This window comes from Polaromonas sp. P4_F6 (genome assembly GCF_056401275.1).
Map to the genome: position 1 here is coordinate 537002 of NZ_JBFUJQ010000002.1, position 16521 is coordinate 553522.

A 16521-nucleotide genomic window follows, 5' to 3' on the forward strand; every position below is an offset into this window, starting at 1 on the left:
GGCTAGCGGTCAATTTCACCGAACACAATATCCATGGTGCCGATCACGGCGACGGCGTCGGCGATCATGTGGCCGCGCGACATTTCGTCCATGGCCGCGAGGTGCGGGAAACCCGGCGGACGGATCTTCAGGCGATAGGGCTTGTTCGCGCCGTCACTGACGATGTAGATGCCGAACTCGCCCTTGGGATGCTCGACCGCCGCATAGGCTTCGCCTTCGGGCACGTGGAAGCCTTCGGTGAAGAGCTTGAAGTGGTGGATCAGCTCTTCCATGTTGGTCTTCATGGACTCGCGGTCCGGCGCGGCGACCTTGTGGTTGCTGGTGATGACGGGGCCGGGATTCACGCGCAGCCAGTCCACGCACTGCTTGATGATGCGGTTGGACTGGCGCATTTCTTCGACGCGGACCAGGTAGCGGTCGTAGCAGTCGCCGGTCTTGCCGACCGGGATGTCGAAGTCCATCTTGTCGTAGACGTCGTAGGGCTGCTGCTTGCGCAGGTCCCAGGCAAAACCCGAGCCCCTGAGCATGGGACCGGTGAAGCCGAGATTGAGGGCTCGCTCGGGCGAGACGACGCCCACGCCGACGGTGCGCTGCTTCCAGATGCGGTTGTCGGTCAGCAAGGTTTCGTATTCATCGACGTAGCCCGGGAATTTGTTGGCGAAGTCCTCGATGAAGTCGAGCAGCGAGCCCTGGCGGTTCTCGTTGAGCGCCGCGATGGCCTTCGCGTTCTTGACCTTGCTGACGCGGTACTGCGGCATGCTCTCGGGCAGGTCGCGGTAGACGCCGCCCGGGCGGAAATAGGCCGCGTGCATGCGCGCGCCGGAGACGGCCTCGTACATGTCGAACAGGGCCTCTCGCTCGCGGAAGCAGTAGATCAGGATGTTCATCGCGCCGCAGTCGAAACCGTGCGCGCCCAGCCACAGCAGGTGGTTGAGCAGGCGCGTGATTTCGGCGTACATCACGCGGATGTACTGCGCGCGCACCGGCACGTCGACGCCGAGCAGTTTCTCGATGGCCAGGCAGTAGGCGTGCTCGTTGGACATCATCGACACGTAGTCCAGCCGGTCCATGTAGGGCAGCGACTGGATGTAGGTCTTGCTCTCGGCGAGCTTTTCGGTCGCGCGGTGCAGCAGGCCGATGTGCGGGTCGGCGCGCTGTATCACCTCGCCGTCAAGCTCGAGCACCAGGCGCAGCACACCGTGCGCCGCGGGATGCTGCGGCCCAAAGTTAAGCGTGTAGTTTTTGATTTCAGCCATGTGGGTATCTCTTGCCGGCGCCGCTTATTGCAGGCCGCCGTAGTTGTCTTCGCGGATCACACGCGGGGTGATCTCGCGCGGCTCTATGGTGACCGGCTGGTAAATCACGCGCTTTTGCTCGGGGTCGTAGCGCATCTCCACATGGCCCGAAGTCGGGAAGTCCTTGCGGAAAGGATGGCCGATGAAACCGTAGTCGGTCAGGATGCGGCGCAGGTCGTTGTGGCCTTCAAAGATGATGCCGTAGAGGTCGAAGGCCTCGCGCTCGAACCAGTTGGCCGAATTCCAGATGCCGTTGAGCGAATCCACCACGGGGAAATCGTCGTCGGGGCAGAACACCTTGAGGCGCACGCGCTGGTTGAGGCTGACCGACAGCAGGTGCGACACCACGCAGTAGCGCGGGCCGTCGTGCTGGCCGTCCCGGTATTCGGAATAGTCGACGCCGCACAGGTCGATCAGTTGCTCGAAGCGGCAGCCGGGCGCATCGCGCAGCTGGGTGGCGGCCGCCAGGTAGTCGGCGGCGGAGACTGTGAGGGTGATTTCGCCGAGCGCTGTCTTCAGGCTTTTGACCTTGTCGCCGAGGACGGCGTGAATCGTTTCGGCGAGCTGCTCCATGGACACGGGAGAAGAGGACATGCTTTATGCCCTCGCAATCGTGTTGGTGCGGCGGATTTTCTGCTGCAGCTGGATGATGCCGTACATCAGCGCTTCGGCCGTGGGCGGGCAGCCCGGCACGTAAACGTCAACCGGCACGATGCGGTCGCAGCCGCGAACTACGGAATAGCTGTAGTGGTAGTAGCCGCCGCCGTTGGCGCACGAGCCCATGGACAGCACCCAGCGCGGCTCGGACATCTGGTCGTAGACCTTGCGCAGGGCCGGACCCATCTTGTTGCACAGCGTGCCGGCCACGATCATCAGGTCGGACTGGCGCGGGCTGGGACGGAACAACATGCCGAAGCGGTCCAGGTCGTAGCGCGCCGCGCCCGCATGCATCATTTCGACGGCGCAGCAGGCCAGGCCGAACGTCATGGGCCAGAGCGAACCCGTCTTGGCCCAGTTCACCACCGAGTCATAGCTCGTGGTCATGAAGCCTTCGTTGAAAACACCTTCAAGTGACATACCCGTACCTTTGTGGCGAGATTCGCCCTAGCCCTAGAGAACCCTCGGGATTTTTAGCTTCTTATTCCCAGTCCAGCGCACCTTTTTTCCACTCGTAGACAAAGCCCACGACCAGAATGCCCAGGAAGATCATGACCGACCAGAAACCGACGGGGCCGATTTCCTTGAGCGCCACGGCCCAGGGAAAGAGGAAGGCGATTTCGAGGTCAAACAGAATGAAGAGGATGGCGACCAGGTAGTAGCGCACATCGAATTTCATGCGGGCATCTTCGAAAGCCTCGAAGCCGCATTCGTAAGGAGAATTTTTTTCGCTGTCGGGACGCACGGGACCCAACAAACGCCCCAGGACCTGGGGCACCACACCGACACCCACACCAACCAGAATGAACAGGAGAACAGGGAGGTATTGATCGAGGTTCATCGTGGATTCAACTTCTGAAAAGCCACCTGCGCGGTTTGTTTCAGCTTGCCGTTTGAGCCGACAGCACCGCCGGAGCGCTGCTGCCGATGCTTGTCAATCTGGTGCGGACGGCGAGACTCGAACTCGCACACCTTTCGGCACTACCCCCTCAAGATAGCGTGTCTACCAATTTCACCACGTCCGCGGTATTTAACTGACTGGATGGCATGAGGAAACCTTGCGGTTTTGGGCTTTCCAGACAGTCTCAGAGTTTACCCTGAAATACCGCCTCTCCCGACGAGAGGCGGCAGCAAAATCACGTTATTTCGTCGGGATTTGCGCGGCGCCCGATGCGGCGGACGCAGGCGGCGCGGGAACCGCGGCGCTGCCGCTCGCGGGTGCCGTGGTCGCGGGGATTTGGGCCGCGCCGGAAGCCGCGCCGGCAGGCGCCGGCGCCGTCACAGGGGCACCTTCGAGAACGCTGGAGCCGCTGCGCGGCAGCGAGCTGCCGCCGAAGTAAGCAAGCAGCAAGGTGCATGCAAAAAACAGCGCAGCGAGAATCCCCGTGGTGCGCGATAGAAAGTTGGCGCTGCCGCTGGCGCCGAACAGGCTACCCGAGCCGCCGCTGCCGAACGCCGCGCCCATGTCGGCGCCCTTGCCGTGCTGCACCAGGATCAGGCCAATCATGCCGAGCGCCGAGAGCATTTGCACAGCGAGGACAATGGTCAATACAACGTTCATATCTACTCCTAAATTAATAGCGTTCTGCGCTCGTTACTTGCGGGCCGCAGCAATAATGGTCAAGAAATCGGGGGCTTTGAGCGAGGCGCCGCCAATCAGGCCGCCGTCGATGTCGGGCTGGGCCAGCAGCGCTGCCGCATTGGCGGCGTTCATGCTGCCGCCATACAGGATTTTCACACGCGCGAACTGGTCGGTCGCAGCCTTCAGCTGGGCGCGCAACACCGCATGCACGGCCTGGGCTTCTTCGGGCGACGCCGTCTTGCCGGTGCCTATGGCCCACACGGGTTCATAGGCCACGACGATTTCGCTGATGCAGTGGCCATTGGTATGGATCACCGCGGCCAGCTGGCGCTTGACGACCTCTTCGGTGTGGCCGGCTTCGCGCTCGGCCAGGGTCTCGCCCACGCAGATGATGGGCGTGACGCCCGATGCCAGCGCGGCTTTGGCCTTGTCGGCCACCAGCGCATCGCTTTCGCCGTGGTACTGGCGGCGCTCCGAATGGCCGACAATGGCAAAACGGCAGCCGAAATCCTTGAGCATGGCGGCGCTCACCTCGCCCGTGTAGGCGCCCGAGGCCTGTGCCGAGACATCCTGGGCGCCGAGTTCGATGGCCGCAAGGCCGGCCTGCGCGGAACGCATGGCCTGCACCTGGCCCAGGTAGGGCGCGGGAACACAAACGGCGACCTCGCAGGCCGGCGCGCGGTCCAGGCCCTGCGCCAGCGCGTCCAGCAAGGCCGCATTGGCCGCCAGGCTGCCGTTCATCTTCCAGTTTCCTGCAATGAGTTTTTTCATCTCTGGCTTACCAGGTCAAAACAATTTTGCCGATATGCGAATTCGACTCCATCAGCGCATGGGCCTTGGCCGCGTCGGCCGCGGCAAAGGTGCTGTGGATCACCGGCTTGACGGCGCCGCGGGCCATCAGCGGCCAGACTTTTTCTTTCAGCGCTTTTGCGATCGCCGCCTTGAACTCGACGGAGCGCGGGCGCAAGGTCGAGCCGGTGATGGTCAGGCGCTTGCGCAGCACCAGGCCGGCGTTGACCTCGGCCTTGACGCCACCCTGCACCGCGATGATGGCGAGGCGGCCGTCCTCGGCCAGGCATTCGACCTCACGCGCGACATAGCTGCCGGCCACCATGTCGAGAATGACGTTGACGCCCTGCCCGTTGGTGAGCCGCTTCACCTCTTCGGCGAAGTCGCTGCTCTTGTAGTTGATGGCGTGGTCCGCCCCCAGGGCGACGCAGGCCGCGCACTTGTCGTCGCTGCCGGCCGTGACCAGCACGGTGGCGCCCAGGGCCTTGGCGATCTGGATGGCCGTCACACCTATGCCGCTGGAGCCGCCCTGGATCAGCAGGGTTTCACCGGGCTGCAGGCGGGCGCGCTCGAATACATTGCTCCAGACCGTGAAGAAGGTCTCGGGCAGCGAAGCCGCCTCGACGTCGCTGAAGCCCTCGGGCACCGGCAGGCATTGCCCGACGGGCGCGACGCACAGTTCGGCATAACCGCCACCGGCGACCAGCGCGCAGACGCGGTCGCCGGGCTTCAGCCCGGCCGCGGCCATGGCCTTGGCGTCGCCGGAGACGATCACGCCGGCCACTTCGAGGCCCGGGATATCGGACGCACCCGCAGGCACCGGGTAGTGGCCCATGCGCTGCAGCACGTCAGGGCGGTTCACGCCGCTGGCGTTCACGCGGATCACCACCTCGCCCGGGCCGTCGACGGGTGCCGGGCGCGCGCCCAGACGCAACACCTCGGGCCCGCCGTAGGAGGTAATTTCAACAGCTTTCATGGGGTATGCAATTCGTTTGCACCGCCGGCGCCCGGCATCCGGGCGCTAGCGGCGCAACATCCATGGCCGGTGCGGATCAGCCCCGGTCCTGGTCCTGGGCCGGACGGTCCAGCAAGGCCTTCATCGACAGCTTGACGCGGCCTTTTTCGTCGGTCTCAAGAACCTTGACCTTGACGATCTGGCCTTCGCTCAGGTAGTCGGTGACCTTCTCGACGCGCTCGTGGGCGATCTGGCTGATGTGCAGCAGGCCGTCCTTGCCGGGCAGCAGGTTGATCAGCGCGCCGAAGTCCAGGATCTTGGTGACCGGGCCTTCGTAGACCTTGCCGATTTCGACTTCAGCGGTGATCTCGGCGATGCGGCGCTTGGCCTCATCTGCCTTGGCGCTGTCGTTCGAGGCGATGGTGATGGTGCCGTCTTCCTCGATGTTGATCTGCGTGCCGGTTTCTTCGGTCAGCGCGCGGATGACGGCGCCGCCCTTGCCGATCACGTCGCGGATCTTCTCGGGGTTGATCTTCATGACGTAGAGGCGGGGCGCGAAGTCGGAGACTTCGGCCTTGGCCTCACCCATGGCTTCCTGCATCTTGCCCAGGATGTGCATGCGGGCTTCCTTGGCCTGGGCCAGCGCGACCTGCATGATTTCCTTGGTGATGCCCTGGATCTTGATGTCCATCTGCAGCGCGGTGATACCGAAGGTGGTGCCCGCGACCTTGAAGTCCATGTCGCCCAGGTGATCTTCGTCGCCCAGAATGTCGGTCAGCACGGCAAAACGGTTGTCTTCCTTGATCAGGCCCATGGCGATGCCGGCCACGTGGGCCTTCATCGGCACGCCCGCGTCCATCAGCGACAGGCAGCCGCCGCAGACCGACGCCATCGACGACGAACCGTTCGATTCGGTGATTTCAGACACCACGCGCATGGTGTAGGGGAACTCTTCCTTGGTGGGCAGCACCGCGACCAGCGCGCGCTTGGCCAGGCGGCCGTGGCCGATTTCGCGGCGTTTCGGGCTGCCGACACGGCCGGTTTCGCCGGTGGCGAACGGAGGCATGTTGTAGTGCAGCATGAAGCGGTCTTCGTAGTCGCCGGACAGCGCGTCGATGCGCTGCGCGTCGCGCTCGGTGCCCAGCGTGGTCACGACCAGCGCCTGGGTTTCGCCACGCGTGAACAGGGCCGAGCCGTGGGTACGGGGCAGCACGCTGTTGCGGATTTCAATGGCGCGCACGGTGCGCGTGTCGCGGCCGTCGATGCGGGGCTCGCCGGCCAGGATCTGGCTGCGCACGATCTTGGCTTCGATGTCGAACAGCATGCCTTCCACGGCGACGCTGTCGAATTCCACGCCGTCGGCCTTGAGCGCGGCCATCACGTCGGAAGTCACCACGCGGCAGGCTTGCGTACGCGCCTGCTTGGCACGGATCTGGTAAGCGGCCTGCAGCTTGGTGCCGGCGAGTTCATTGACCCTGGCGATCAGCGGCTCGTTCTTGGCGGGGGCTTGCCAATCCCAGACCGGCTTGCCGGCATCGCGCACGAGTTCGTGGATCGCGTTGATCGCGATATTGCCCTGCTCATGGCCGAACACCACGGCACCGAGCATGATTTCTTCGGACAGCTGCTGGGCTTCGGACTCGACCATCAGCACGGCGGCTTCGGTGCCAGCCACGACGAGGTCCATCTTCGAATCCTTGAGCTGGGTCTTTCCGGGGTTCAGCACATACTGGCCGTCGATGTAGGCCACGCGCGCGGCACCGATCGGGCCGTTGAAGGGGATGCCGGAAATCGACAGGGCGGCGCTCGAAGCGATCAGCGCGGGGATGTCTCCTTCGACTTCGGGGTTCAGCGACAGCACGTGGATCACGACCTGCACTTCGTTGAAAAAGCCTTCGGGGAACAGCGGGCGGATGGGGCGGTCGATCAGGCGGGAGGTCAGCGTCTCGAATTCGCTGGGGCGGCCTTCACGCTTGAAGAAGCTGCCGGGAATGCGGCCGGCGGCATAGGTTTTTTCGAGGTAGTCGACGGTCAGGGGGAAGAAATCCTGGCCGGGCTTGGCATCGGACTTGGCGACCACGGTGGCCAAGACCACGGTGCCGTCCATGTCGACGACGACGGCGCCGCTGGACTGGCGGGCGATTTCGCCGGTTTCCATCGTGACCTTGTGCTGGCCCCACTGGAAGGACTTGGTGACTTTGTTGAAAATGCTCATGTTCTTATCTCCACTAAATTCACACGCTTGAGGCAGCGCGGGAGGCCCGGAGCGGCGGCTGGCTGAACACGATGCCATTCCACAAAATGCCTGGGGTCAGCGGACCTGCCCAGGGCTTTTTTTGTGGAATGACACAGCGCGTGCTCGTTTTGCCTTGCTCCGAAGTAAAAAGCGCCTGAGCTAGTGAACTAACTCAGGCGCTTTCAAATCGTTGTTACCGATTACTTGCGCAGGCCAAGCTTGGCGATCAGCGCGGTGTAACGGTCTGCGTCTTTGGACTTCAGGTAGTCCAGCAGCTTGCGGCGGCGGCTCACCATGCGCAGCAGGCCGCGGCGGCCGTGGTGATCCTTGGCGTTGGCCTTGAAATGGGGGGTCAGTTCGTTGATGCGGCCGGTCAGCAGCGCCACTTGAACTTCAGGGCTGCCGGTGTCGCCGGCGGCACGTGCGTTGGCCTGGACGATTTCGGCCTTGACGGATTTTGCAATCATGTTTTCTCTTTCCTGCACCGAGGTGCGCTTGCGAGCGAAGCAGTGTTCCCGACATGGGAGATGAATAAACCGCTTTCGTCGTGTTCCGGCATGGAAAAGGCCCCAAAAAGGCCTCAAACTGCACAGAGCCTTGGATTATAGCCTGAAGACGGGGAGCAGGTTCTAGAGCCAGCGCCTGAGCCGCTCCACCCCCTGCCCCAGCCTGGCCAGGTCCTGGCTGGCGAAACACCAGCGCAGCCAGCCCTGGGCCTCGGGCCCGGGCTTGACCATAAAGGCGTTGCCCGGCGCCAGGCCCAGGCCGGCCTCCACGACCAGGCGTTTGGCCGTTTCCAGCGAATCGCCAAAGCGCCCAGGGTTTGCGGGGTCTTCCAGCCGAAAAAAGGCGTACATGCCCCCTTTGGCCGGCGCCAGCTGCACACCGGGCACGGCCTGCAGCAGGGGCACCAGGGTGTCGCGGCAGGTTTTCAGGTGGGCCACCACCCTCGGCGTGATGTCGGCGGTACGGTTTATGGCCGCCAACCCAGCCCGCTGCACGAACACCGGCGCGCAGGAGGTGTTGAACTCCACCAGCTTGCCCATGTGCGGCGTCATGGCGGCCGGCATCACCAGCCAGCCCAGGCGCCAGCCGGTCATCAGAAAACTCTTGGAAAAGCTGTGGACCACCACCAGCCGGTCCTCCGGCGCCGCGATGTCCAGGAAACTGGGCGCGCAGCCATTGGGCGTGGGCTCGTAATACAGCCGCTCATACACCTCGTCGGCCAGTATCCAGGTCCCGGTTTGACGGCAATGCGCCAGGATGGCTTCCTGCTCGGCGCGTGCCAGAGTCCAGCCCGTGGGGTTGTTGGGGGCATTGACGATCAGCAGCTTGGTCTTGGGCGTGATGGCGGCCAGCAGTTCGGCCATATCCAGCCGCCATTCGCCCGCCACCGGCTTGAGGCTCACGCAGCGCACCCGCGCGCCCATGATGGCCGGCTGAGCCGTCAGGTTGGGCCAGACCGGCGTGACGGCAACCACCTCGTCGCCCGCATCCACCAGCGCCTGCACGGCCAGCATCAAGGCATTGACGCCCCCCGAAGTGACCGCAATGCGCTCCGCCGTGATGGGCGCGGCGCCCGGGCAGCGCAGGCCCGCGGCATAAGCGGCGATGGCCTCGCGCAGCTCGGGCAGGCCCAGGTTGTGGGCGTAAAAGGTCTCGCCCTGCTGCAGCGAGGCGGCGGCGGCGTCGCGAATAAAGGCCGGCGTGACCTCGTCGCTTTCGCCAAACCAGAACTTGAGCACGTCGCTGCGCCCCATGCCGGCATTGGCCACCTGGCGGATCATGGATTCTTCAAGGTTTAAAACAGCCTGTCTCATGGTCATGGGAATGTTCGATCTGCCTGCCGGCGTCCGTCAAAAAAACAAGGAAATTAAAGCTCAGGGCCGGACCATCTTGCAGTTGCTCGGCTGCTCGGCCCGCTCGGGCGAGATGGTCTTGATCACGCGAAAACCGTAGCCCGAGCCTTCCACGTCGAACTTCACGCCCGGCGAGCCCTGCTTGCCCATCAGCGCCACCAGCAGCGGCTGCTGGAACTGGTGGTCCTGCGCGCGCATCGCACCCTGGTGGCCCGCGAAAGTGACGGTGCCGCGCTCGAGCTGCGCCGCCACCGCGCCGGCTTCGGTGCTGCCGGCCCTGTCCAGGCTTTGGGCCAGGGCCTCGACCATGAGCTGCATGCGCATGTGCACATAGTCGTCCTGCGGCTTCGGGAACCGCTGGCGGAAAGACTGGTAGAAAGCCTCGGACTGCGCGCCCGCCTCGTTGGGAAACCAGTCGGCCACGGCGACCACCTTGCCCACGCCGGCCTCGCCCAACGCGCCCGGCACGCCCAGTGCATTGCCATAGAAGGTGTAGAACTTGCCCTCGTAACCCACTTCCCTGGCCGCCTTGATCAGCAGGGTCAGGTCGTTGCCCCAGTTGCCCGTGAGCACCGCCTGCGCGCCGCTGGCCTTGATCTTCGCGGCATAGGGAATGAAATCCTTGACGCGGCCCAGCGCGTGCAACTCGTCGCCCACGATCTGCACGTCGGGGCGCTGCGCACCCAGCTGCTTGCGGGCCTCGCGCAACACGGCCTGGCCGAAGCTGTAGTCCTGGCCTATCAGGTAAATGCTTTTGAGCGCCTTGTCGTCCTTGAGCACGTCCATGAGCGCGGCCATGCGCATGTCGGCGTGCGCGTCGAAGCGGAAATGCCAGTAGCTGCATTTTTCGTTCGTCAGGATGGGATCGACCGCCGAGTAGTTCAGGAACAGCACGCGCTTTTTCGGCTCGCGCTCGTTGTGCTTGTTGATGGCGTCAATGAGCACCGCCGCGATGGCCGAGGAATTGCCTTGCGCGATGATGGTCACGCCGTCGTCGATGGCCGAGCGCAAAGCCGCCAGCGCCTCTTCGTTCTGGCCCTTGCTGTCGTAGCGCTCGACCACCAGATTGCGCGGCCCGCCGGCCAGCTTCACGCCGCCGCGCGCATTGACCCGCTCGGTGGCCCAGACCAGGTTGCGGAACACGGCCTCGCCGGTGTTGGCGAAGGCGCCCGACAGGCTTTCGATCAGCGCAATACGGACAGGTGCAGGCGCCGGCGGCTGGCCGGCGGTCTGCGCGCCGGCACCCACGGCGGCGCAAAGACATAGGGCCGTGAAAAGGCGTTTCAAGTGTTGGCGCATAAAAAAATAACTCCCTGTTTTTCGCTGGATATGGCTTGAATAAACCGGCTGCACACCTAACTGGTGTGCATGCGGCAATCACGGTGAACGCCGCGCAGTGTAAGGGGAAACCGCCCCTTGTTAACCCATCAAGGAACAGCCATGTTTTACTCTCTCGCCCATCGCCCCGCCCGCGCCTTTCATCGCCACTACGCGCCCGTCGTGAGCAACGGCGCCCTGGAAAAATTCCTCAACGACACCTTCTCCTCGCTCTCCGATGCCGGCGCCGCCAAGCCCGCCAGCGTGGAAGACCAGGAAAAAGCCTACACCCTGCAACTCGACGTCCCGGGTCTCGCCCGCGAACACCTGGACATCGGCATCGAAGGTGATGTGGTCCGCGTGACCAGCAAGGAAGACGCGCCCCGCAAGGTCAAGGCCGCATGGCGCTTCCCTCTGGAAATCGACACTGCCAACAGCTCCGCCAAGCTCGAGAACGGCGTGCTGACCCTGACGCTGGGCAAGAAGGTCCCGGTGAGCAACGTCACGCACCTCGACATCCAGTAATCGAGGCACTCTGGGTTGCGGGCGGAGCGGCTCAGGCCGGCTCAGCCTGCAATTCAGCAAGATTCCAGCGCGGCTTTACATCGAATGTGTAGCCGCGCTGAAGCGTTTCCAGCCCCGCCTGCAAGCGCATGCCGGCCGCCAGCGCAATCATCGCGCCGTTGTCGGTGCACAAATGCAATTCGGGGTAATGCACGCGAATACCGCGTTGTTTGCACACGGCATTGAGCTGGCTGCGCAGCAGCGCATTGGCGCCCACGCCACCGGCCACCACCAGGCGCTTGAGCCCGGTCTGGGTCATCGCCGCCAGTGATTTTTTGACCAGCACTTCCACAATCGCCGCCTGTGTGGCGGCCGCGAGGTCGGCCTTGCGGCTTTCCAGGTCGGGCCCCAGCTTTTTGGCCTGCGTCAGCACCGCGGTCTTCAGCCCGGCGAATGAAAAATCGAGGTCACCGCTGTGCAGCAAGGGCCGCGGCAGCTTGAAAGCCGCGCCATCGCCCCCCTCGGCCAGTTTCGACAAGTGCGGGCCGCCCGGATAAGGCAGGCCCATGAGTTTGGCCGACTTGTCGAAAGCCTCGCCGGCCGCGTCGTCAATGGTTTCACCGAGCAGCTCGTAGCTGCCTACGCGGTCCACCCGCATCAGCTGGGTGTGGCCGCCCGACACCAGCAGCGCCACAAACGGAAACTCGGGCGGGTCGGCACTCAGGAAGGGCGAGAGCAAATGGCCTTCCAGGTGGTGCACGCCCATGGCCGGCTTGCCCAGCGCCGCCGCCAGCGAGCAAGCCACCCCGGCCCCCACCAGAAGCGCGCCGGCCAACCCGGGCCCGCGCGTGTAGGCCACCACATCCACTTGCGCCAGGCTGCTACCCGCCTGCGCCATCACCTGCTGCGTCAGGGGCAATACACGGCGTATGTGGTCGCGGCTGGCCAGCTCAGGCACCACGCCGCCATAGGCCTGGTGCATGGCGATCTGGCTGTACAGCGCATGCGACAGCAGGCGCGGCACGCCAGCGCCGCTGGCATCCACCAGCGCCACGCCGGTTTCATCACAACTCGATTCGATACCTAAGACTCGCATATTCTTCGAGTGTAAGGTTTGGAGAGAACTCCCCACAGCAGCAGGGCTGCGGAGCCGTCAGGGGCACAGTTCTTGCACGAGTTCTCCCATGACGCCGTCACAATCCCTGCGCCTGGTCATCATCGCACCGGACCTCCTGGAGTCCGTGTCCGATGACGCCCATGCCCGGGAGCTGGCCGAGCGCTCGCGCCAGCTGCGCATAGGCCTGCTGGAAAACGGTTACAACATCGTCGCGGTGCTGCCGGCCGACACCTTTCTGGACGAGCGCCTGGCGCAGCTGCAGCCCGACATGATCATCGTGGACGCCGAAAGCGAGGCGCGCGACTCCCTGGAGCATGTGGTGATGGCGACGCGGGACGCGCGGCGGCCCATCGTGCTGTTCACCAACGACAACGACACCAGCCACGTCAAGGACGCCGTCGCCGCCGGCGTGTCGGCTTACGTGGTGGCCGGGCTCTCGCCAGACCGTATCCGACCCATCCTGGACGTGGCCATGGCGCGCTTTGAGCACGAGCAAGGCCTGCGAAAAGAGCTGGCGCACGCCAAAACCGAGCTGCATGAGCGAAAAGTCATAGACCGGGCCAAAGGCATGCTGATGCAGCGCCAGGGGCTGTCCGAGCAGGCCGCCTACGAAAAGCTGCGCAAGGCCGCCATGGACAAGGGCCTGCGCCTGGGCGAGGTGGCCCAGCGCATGCTGGACGCCCTGGACCTGCTGGGCTGATCCGCCACCCTCAATTGGTGCGGCGCACAAATTAGGTGCAGGCAGCAAGCCCCACCGTTTTGGCATCCCGCCCCGCAACACCTGTTCAGGGCTTTCGACCTGGGGGCTCACAACGGAGAATTTCCCGGCATCCCCACTCTGTAGAACAAGGCTTTCGGCAACGCTAGGCGCCCCTGGCACAGCTTTTGCAATGCCCTAAGCACTGGCCAAGGATGGCCATACGGCACAGCACTTCAACGACGAAGTGTGTGGTGCCCCAAGGAACAAAGGCGTTCGCACCCTGCATCACGTTCAACGTGTTGCCCGGGTCGAGCGCCTTTTTTGTTTTTGTCTTTTGTTTTTACTTAGCTGGAGCCGACCACATGACTGAACTGCTGAAATCTTCGCTGACACGCCGCACCGTGCTGCAGGCCGCGGCCGTGGGCGCCGTGGGCATCAACCCCGCCCTGCGCGCCGCCGTGTACGCCCAGGGATCGGACGCGCCGGAGAAAAAGGAAGTCAAGATCGGCTTCATTCCCCTGACCGACTGCGCCTCGGTGGTGATGGCCTCGGTGCTGGGCATAGACCAGAAGTATGGTGTCAAGATCATCCCGACCAAGGAAGCCAGCTGGGCCGGCGTGCGCGACAAGCTGGTCAACGGCGAACTGGACTTCGCCCACGTGCTCTACGGCCTGGTCTACGGCGTGCACATGGGCACGGCCGGCCCCAAGAAAGACATGGCCGTGCTGATGACGCTCAACAACAACGGCCAGGCCATCACGCTGTCCAAGAAGCTCGCCGACAAGGGCGCGGTGGACGGCCCCGGCCTGGCCAAGCTGATGGCCAGCGACAAGCGCGAATACACCTTTGCCCAGACCTTCCCCACCGGCACGCACGCCATGTGGCTTTATTACTGGCTGGCTGCCAACGGCATCAATCCGATGAAGGACGCCAAGGTCATCACCGTGCCGCCGCCGCAAATGGTGGCCAATATGCGTGTGGGCAATATGGACGGCTACTGCGTGGGCGAGCCCTGGGGCCACCGCGCCATCATCGACGGCATTGGCGTGACCGCCGTGACCACCCAGGACATCTGGAAGGACCACCCCGAAAAGGTGCTGGGCACCACCGCGGAATTCGTGCAGAAATACCCCAACACGGCGCGCGCCGTGACCGCCGCCATCATCGAGGCCGGCAAGTGGATTGACGCCAGCCTCACCAACAAGAACAAGATGGCCGAAACCGTGGCCGACAAGAGCTACGTCAACACCAGCGTCGACGCGATCAACCAGCGCATCCTGGGCCGCTACCAGAACGGCATGGGCAAGACCTGGGACGACCCCAACTACATGAAGTTCTACAACGACGGCGCGGTGAATTTCCCCTACCTCTCCGACGGCATGTGGTTCCTCACGCAGCACAAGCGCTGGGGCCTGATCAAGGAGCACCCGGACTACCTGGGCATCGCCAAAAAGATCAACCAGATCGATGTCTACAAACAGGCCGCCACCGCCGCCAAGGCCAGCGTTCCCAAGGACGTCATGCGCAGCAGCAAGCTGATGGACGGCGCAGTCTGGGACGGCAAGGACCCGAAAAAGTACGCCGACAGCTTCAAGCTCCAGGCCTGAAAAAGCCGCGATCACAGCCACCACCGCCACTCCACCTTCACGCAAAGAGGTCACGCCATGGTCAGTGCCGTATTTCACAGCCCGCTCGACGCCGCGCCCACAGCCCGCGGCGGCGACAAACCCAAAACCAGGGATGCCGGCCCTGCGCCATCGGCGCCCGCCCAAAAGAACATGACAAACCCCTCTACCACTCCTTCCCCGGCACAAGCGGCCGCACCCGCCGCGCCGGCCCGTGCGTCCTGGGACCTCTCCGCCCTTTGGCTGGCGGTGCTGCCGCCCCTGCTGGGCCTGGGCCTGCTGGCGCTGGTGTGGGAGCTGGTGTTCATGGGCACGGGCGGCAGCATCCCGTCTCCCAAGGACACCCTCGCCCAGGCGGTGCAGATCTTCAGCGACCCCTTCTACAGCAAGGGCCCCAACGACCAGGGCGTGGGCTGGAATGTGCTGTCCTCGCTCAAGCGCGTGGCCATGGGCTTCGGCATGGCGGCGGTTGTCGGCATCCCGGTCGGTTTCATGATCGGCCGCTTCAATTTCCTGAGCCGCATGTTCAACCCGCTGATCAGCCTGCTGCGCCCGGTCTCGCCGCTGGCCTGGCTGCCCATAGGCCTGCTGGTCTTCAAGGGCGCCAACCCGGCCGCCATCTGGACCATCTTCATCTGCTCGATCTGGCCCATGATCATCAACACCGCCGTCGGCGTGCAGCGCGTGCCGCAGGACTATATGAACGTGGCGCGCGTGCTCAATCTCAGCGAATGGAAGATCGTCACCAAGATTCTCTTCCCCGCCGTGCTGCCCTACATGCTGACCGGCGTGCGCCTGGCCGTGGGCACCGCCTGGCTGGTGATCGTCGCGGCCGAGATGCTGACCGGCGGCGTCGGCATCGGCTTCTGGGTCTGGGACGAGTGGAACAACCTCAACGTCAAGAACATCATCATCGCGATCTTCGTGATCGGCATCGTCGGCCTGGTGCTGGAATTCGCGCTGATCAAGCTGGCCACGGCCTTCACCTTCGAAGAAGTCAAGAACTAAGCCCCCAGGAGCCCCGCCATGACATCCTTCACCACCAAGTACATCGAAATCCAGGGCGTCGAGCAGACCTTCAAGACCCGCAAGGGGCCGTTCCGCGCGCTGCAGAACATCAACCTGACGGTCGCCAAGGGCGAGTTCGTCGCGCTGATCGGCCACTCGGGCTGCGGCAAGTCCACCTTGCTGAACCTGATCGCCGGCCTGACGACGCCCACCGAGGGCAGCCTGCTGTGCGCCAACCGCGAAATCGCCGGGCCCGGCCCGGAGCGCGCCGTGGTGTTCCAGAACCACTCGCTGCTGCCCTGGCTGACCTGTTTTGAAAACGTCTACCTGGCCGTCGAGCGCGTGTTCTCGGCCACCGAAAGCAAGGCCCAACTCAAGGCCCGCACCGATGCGGCGCTGGCCATGGTCGGGCTGAGCGCGGCGGCGCAAAAGCGCCCCGGCGAAATCTCGGGCGGCATGAAGCAGCGCGTCGGCATCGCGCGCGCGCTGTCCATGGAGCCCAAGGTGCTGCTGCTCGATGAACCCTTCGGCGCGCTGGACGCGCTGACCCGCGCCAAGCTGCAGGACGAGCTGCTGCAGATCGTGGCCACCACACAAAGCACGGTGGTGATGGTGACCCACGACGTCGATGAGGCGGTGCTGCTCTCCGACCGCATCGTGATGATGACCAACGGCCCCTCGGCCACGATCGGCGAGGTGCTGCAGGTCGAGTTGCCGCGGCCCCGCTCGCGCGTGGCGCTGGCCGAGGACATCCGCTACCTGGGCTACCGCAAAGCCGTGATCGACTTTCTTTATACGCGCCAGGGCCACGTCGAAAAGGCAGCCTGAGGCAGGGCCGCCGAGAAGCCGGAAAACCGGCCGGCGGCCGCATCGCAAG

General features: G+C 64.2%; 17 protein-coding genes and 1 tRNA gene. 5 read left to right on the forward strand and 13 right to left on the reverse strand.

Annotated features, from left to right (window positions below; translation table 11 throughout):
- Window positions 1-2 precede the first annotated feature (2 nt).
- The 12 genes from AC1DUN_RS08395 to AC1DUN_RS08450 form a co-directional block, all read right to left on the reverse strand.
- Window positions 3-1256: an NADH-quinone oxidoreductase subunit D gene (locus AC1DUN_RS08395; RefSeq protein WP_074577082.1), complete on the reverse strand. Its 1254-nt coding sequence runs from the start codon at window positions 1254-1256 to the stop codon at window positions 3-5.
- A 24-nt stretch (window positions 1257-1280) separates the two neighbouring features.
- Window positions 1281-1889 (reverse strand): NADH-quinone oxidoreductase subunit C, encoded by a 609-nt coding sequence (locus AC1DUN_RS08400; RefSeq protein WP_074577084.1) that lies wholly within the window; start codon window positions 1887-1889, stop codon window positions 1281-1283.
- A 3-nt stretch (window positions 1890-1892) separates the two neighbouring features.
- The gene (locus AC1DUN_RS08405; RefSeq protein WP_007864469.1) at window positions 1893-2372 is read right to left on the reverse strand and encodes a NuoB/complex I 20 kDa subunit family protein; all 480 of its coding nucleotides are present in this window, start codon (window positions 2370-2372) and stop codon (window positions 1893-1895) included.
- 61 nt (window positions 2373-2433) lie between these two features.
- Window positions 2434-2793, reverse strand: coding sequence for an NADH-quinone oxidoreductase subunit A (locus AC1DUN_RS08410; protein ID WP_007864471.1), 360 nt, complete (start codon window positions 2791-2793; stop codon window positions 2434-2436).
- Between the two features lie 99 nt (window positions 2794-2892).
- Window positions 2893-2977 (reverse strand) — tRNA-Leu (locus tag AC1DUN_RS08415).
- Between the two features lie 116 nt (window positions 2978-3093).
- Entirely contained in the window at window positions 3094-3513 is a 420-nt protein-coding gene (secG, locus tag AC1DUN_RS08420; RefSeq protein WP_477713565.1) for a preprotein translocase subunit SecG, read from the reverse strand.
- A gap of 33 nt (window positions 3514-3546) precedes the next feature.
- Window positions 3547-4305 (reverse strand): triose-phosphate isomerase, encoded by a 759-nt coding sequence (gene tpiA / locus AC1DUN_RS08425; protein ID WP_477713566.1) that lies wholly within the window; start codon window positions 4303-4305, stop codon window positions 3547-3549.
- A gap of 7 nt (window positions 4306-4312) precedes the next feature.
- The gene (locus AC1DUN_RS08430) at window positions 4313-5299 is read right to left on the reverse strand and encodes an NAD(P)H-quinone oxidoreductase (RefSeq protein WP_477713567.1); all 987 of its coding nucleotides are present in this window, start codon (window positions 5297-5299) and stop codon (window positions 4313-4315) included.
- A gap of 76 nt (window positions 5300-5375) precedes the next feature.
- On the reverse strand, window positions 5376-7493 hold the full coding sequence (pnp, locus tag AC1DUN_RS08435) for a polyribonucleotide nucleotidyltransferase (RefSeq protein ID WP_477713568.1): 2118 nt from the start codon (window positions 7491-7493) through the stop codon (window positions 5376-5378).
- A 221-nt stretch (window positions 7494-7714) separates the two neighbouring features.
- Complete coding sequence (rpsO, locus tag AC1DUN_RS08440; protein WP_007864491.1) at window positions 7715-7981, reverse strand: 30S ribosomal protein S15; 267 nt, start codon at window positions 7979-7981, stop codon at window positions 7715-7717.
- A gap of 162 nt (window positions 7982-8143) precedes the next feature.
- On the reverse strand, window positions 8144-9340 hold the full coding sequence (locus AC1DUN_RS08445; protein ID WP_477713569.1) for a pyridoxal phosphate-dependent aminotransferase: 1197 nt from the start codon (window positions 9338-9340) through the stop codon (window positions 8144-8146).
- A 54-nt stretch (window positions 9341-9394) separates the two neighbouring features.
- Window positions 9395-10672, reverse strand: coding sequence for a branched-chain amino acid ABC transporter substrate-binding protein (locus tag AC1DUN_RS08450; RefSeq protein WP_477713570.1), 1278 nt, complete (start codon window positions 10670-10672; stop codon window positions 9395-9397).
- 141 nt (window positions 10673-10813) lie between these two features.
- Here AC1DUN_RS08450 and AC1DUN_RS08455 point away from each other — a divergent pair, with 141 nt between their 5' ends.
- Window positions 10814-11215: an Hsp20/alpha crystallin family protein gene (locus tag AC1DUN_RS08455; RefSeq protein WP_477713571.1), complete on the forward strand. Its 402-nt coding sequence runs from the start codon at window positions 10814-10816 to the stop codon at window positions 11213-11215.
- 31 nt (window positions 11216-11246) lie between these two features.
- Here the strand turns inward: AC1DUN_RS08455 and tsaD are convergent, their stop codons facing one another.
- Complete coding sequence (gene tsaD, locus AC1DUN_RS08460) at window positions 11247-12290, reverse strand: tRNA (adenosine(37)-N6)-threonylcarbamoyltransferase complex transferase subunit TsaD (RefSeq protein ID WP_477713572.1); 1044 nt, start codon at window positions 12288-12290, stop codon at window positions 11247-11249.
- 88 nt (window positions 12291-12378) lie between these two features.
- Between tsaD and AC1DUN_RS08465 the strand changes: the two genes are divergently transcribed.
- The 4 genes from AC1DUN_RS08465 to AC1DUN_RS08480 all read left to right on the forward strand — a co-directional run bounded on the left by AC1DUN_RS08465 (window position 12379) and on the right by AC1DUN_RS08480 (window position 16472).
- Window positions 12379-13011, forward strand: coding sequence for an ANTAR domain-containing response regulator (locus AC1DUN_RS08465; protein WP_007864505.1), 633 nt, complete (start codon window positions 12379-12381; stop codon window positions 13009-13011).
- Window positions 13012-13373: 362 nt separating this feature from the next.
- Entirely contained in the window at window positions 13374-14618 is a 1245-nt protein-coding gene (locus AC1DUN_RS08470; protein WP_477662551.1) for a CmpA/NrtA family ABC transporter substrate-binding protein, read from the forward strand.
- A 57-nt stretch (window positions 14619-14675) separates the two neighbouring features.
- Entirely contained in the window at window positions 14676-15644 is a 969-nt protein-coding gene (gene ntrB / locus AC1DUN_RS08475; RefSeq protein ID WP_477713573.1) for a nitrate ABC transporter permease, read from the forward strand.
- A gap of 18 nt (window positions 15645-15662) precedes the next feature.
- A complete protein-coding gene (locus AC1DUN_RS08480) occupies window positions 15663-16472 on the forward strand; it encodes an ABC transporter ATP-binding protein (protein WP_477713574.1) in 810 nt (269 codons plus the stop codon).
- The last annotated feature ends 49 nt before the right edge of the window (window positions 16473-16521 follow it).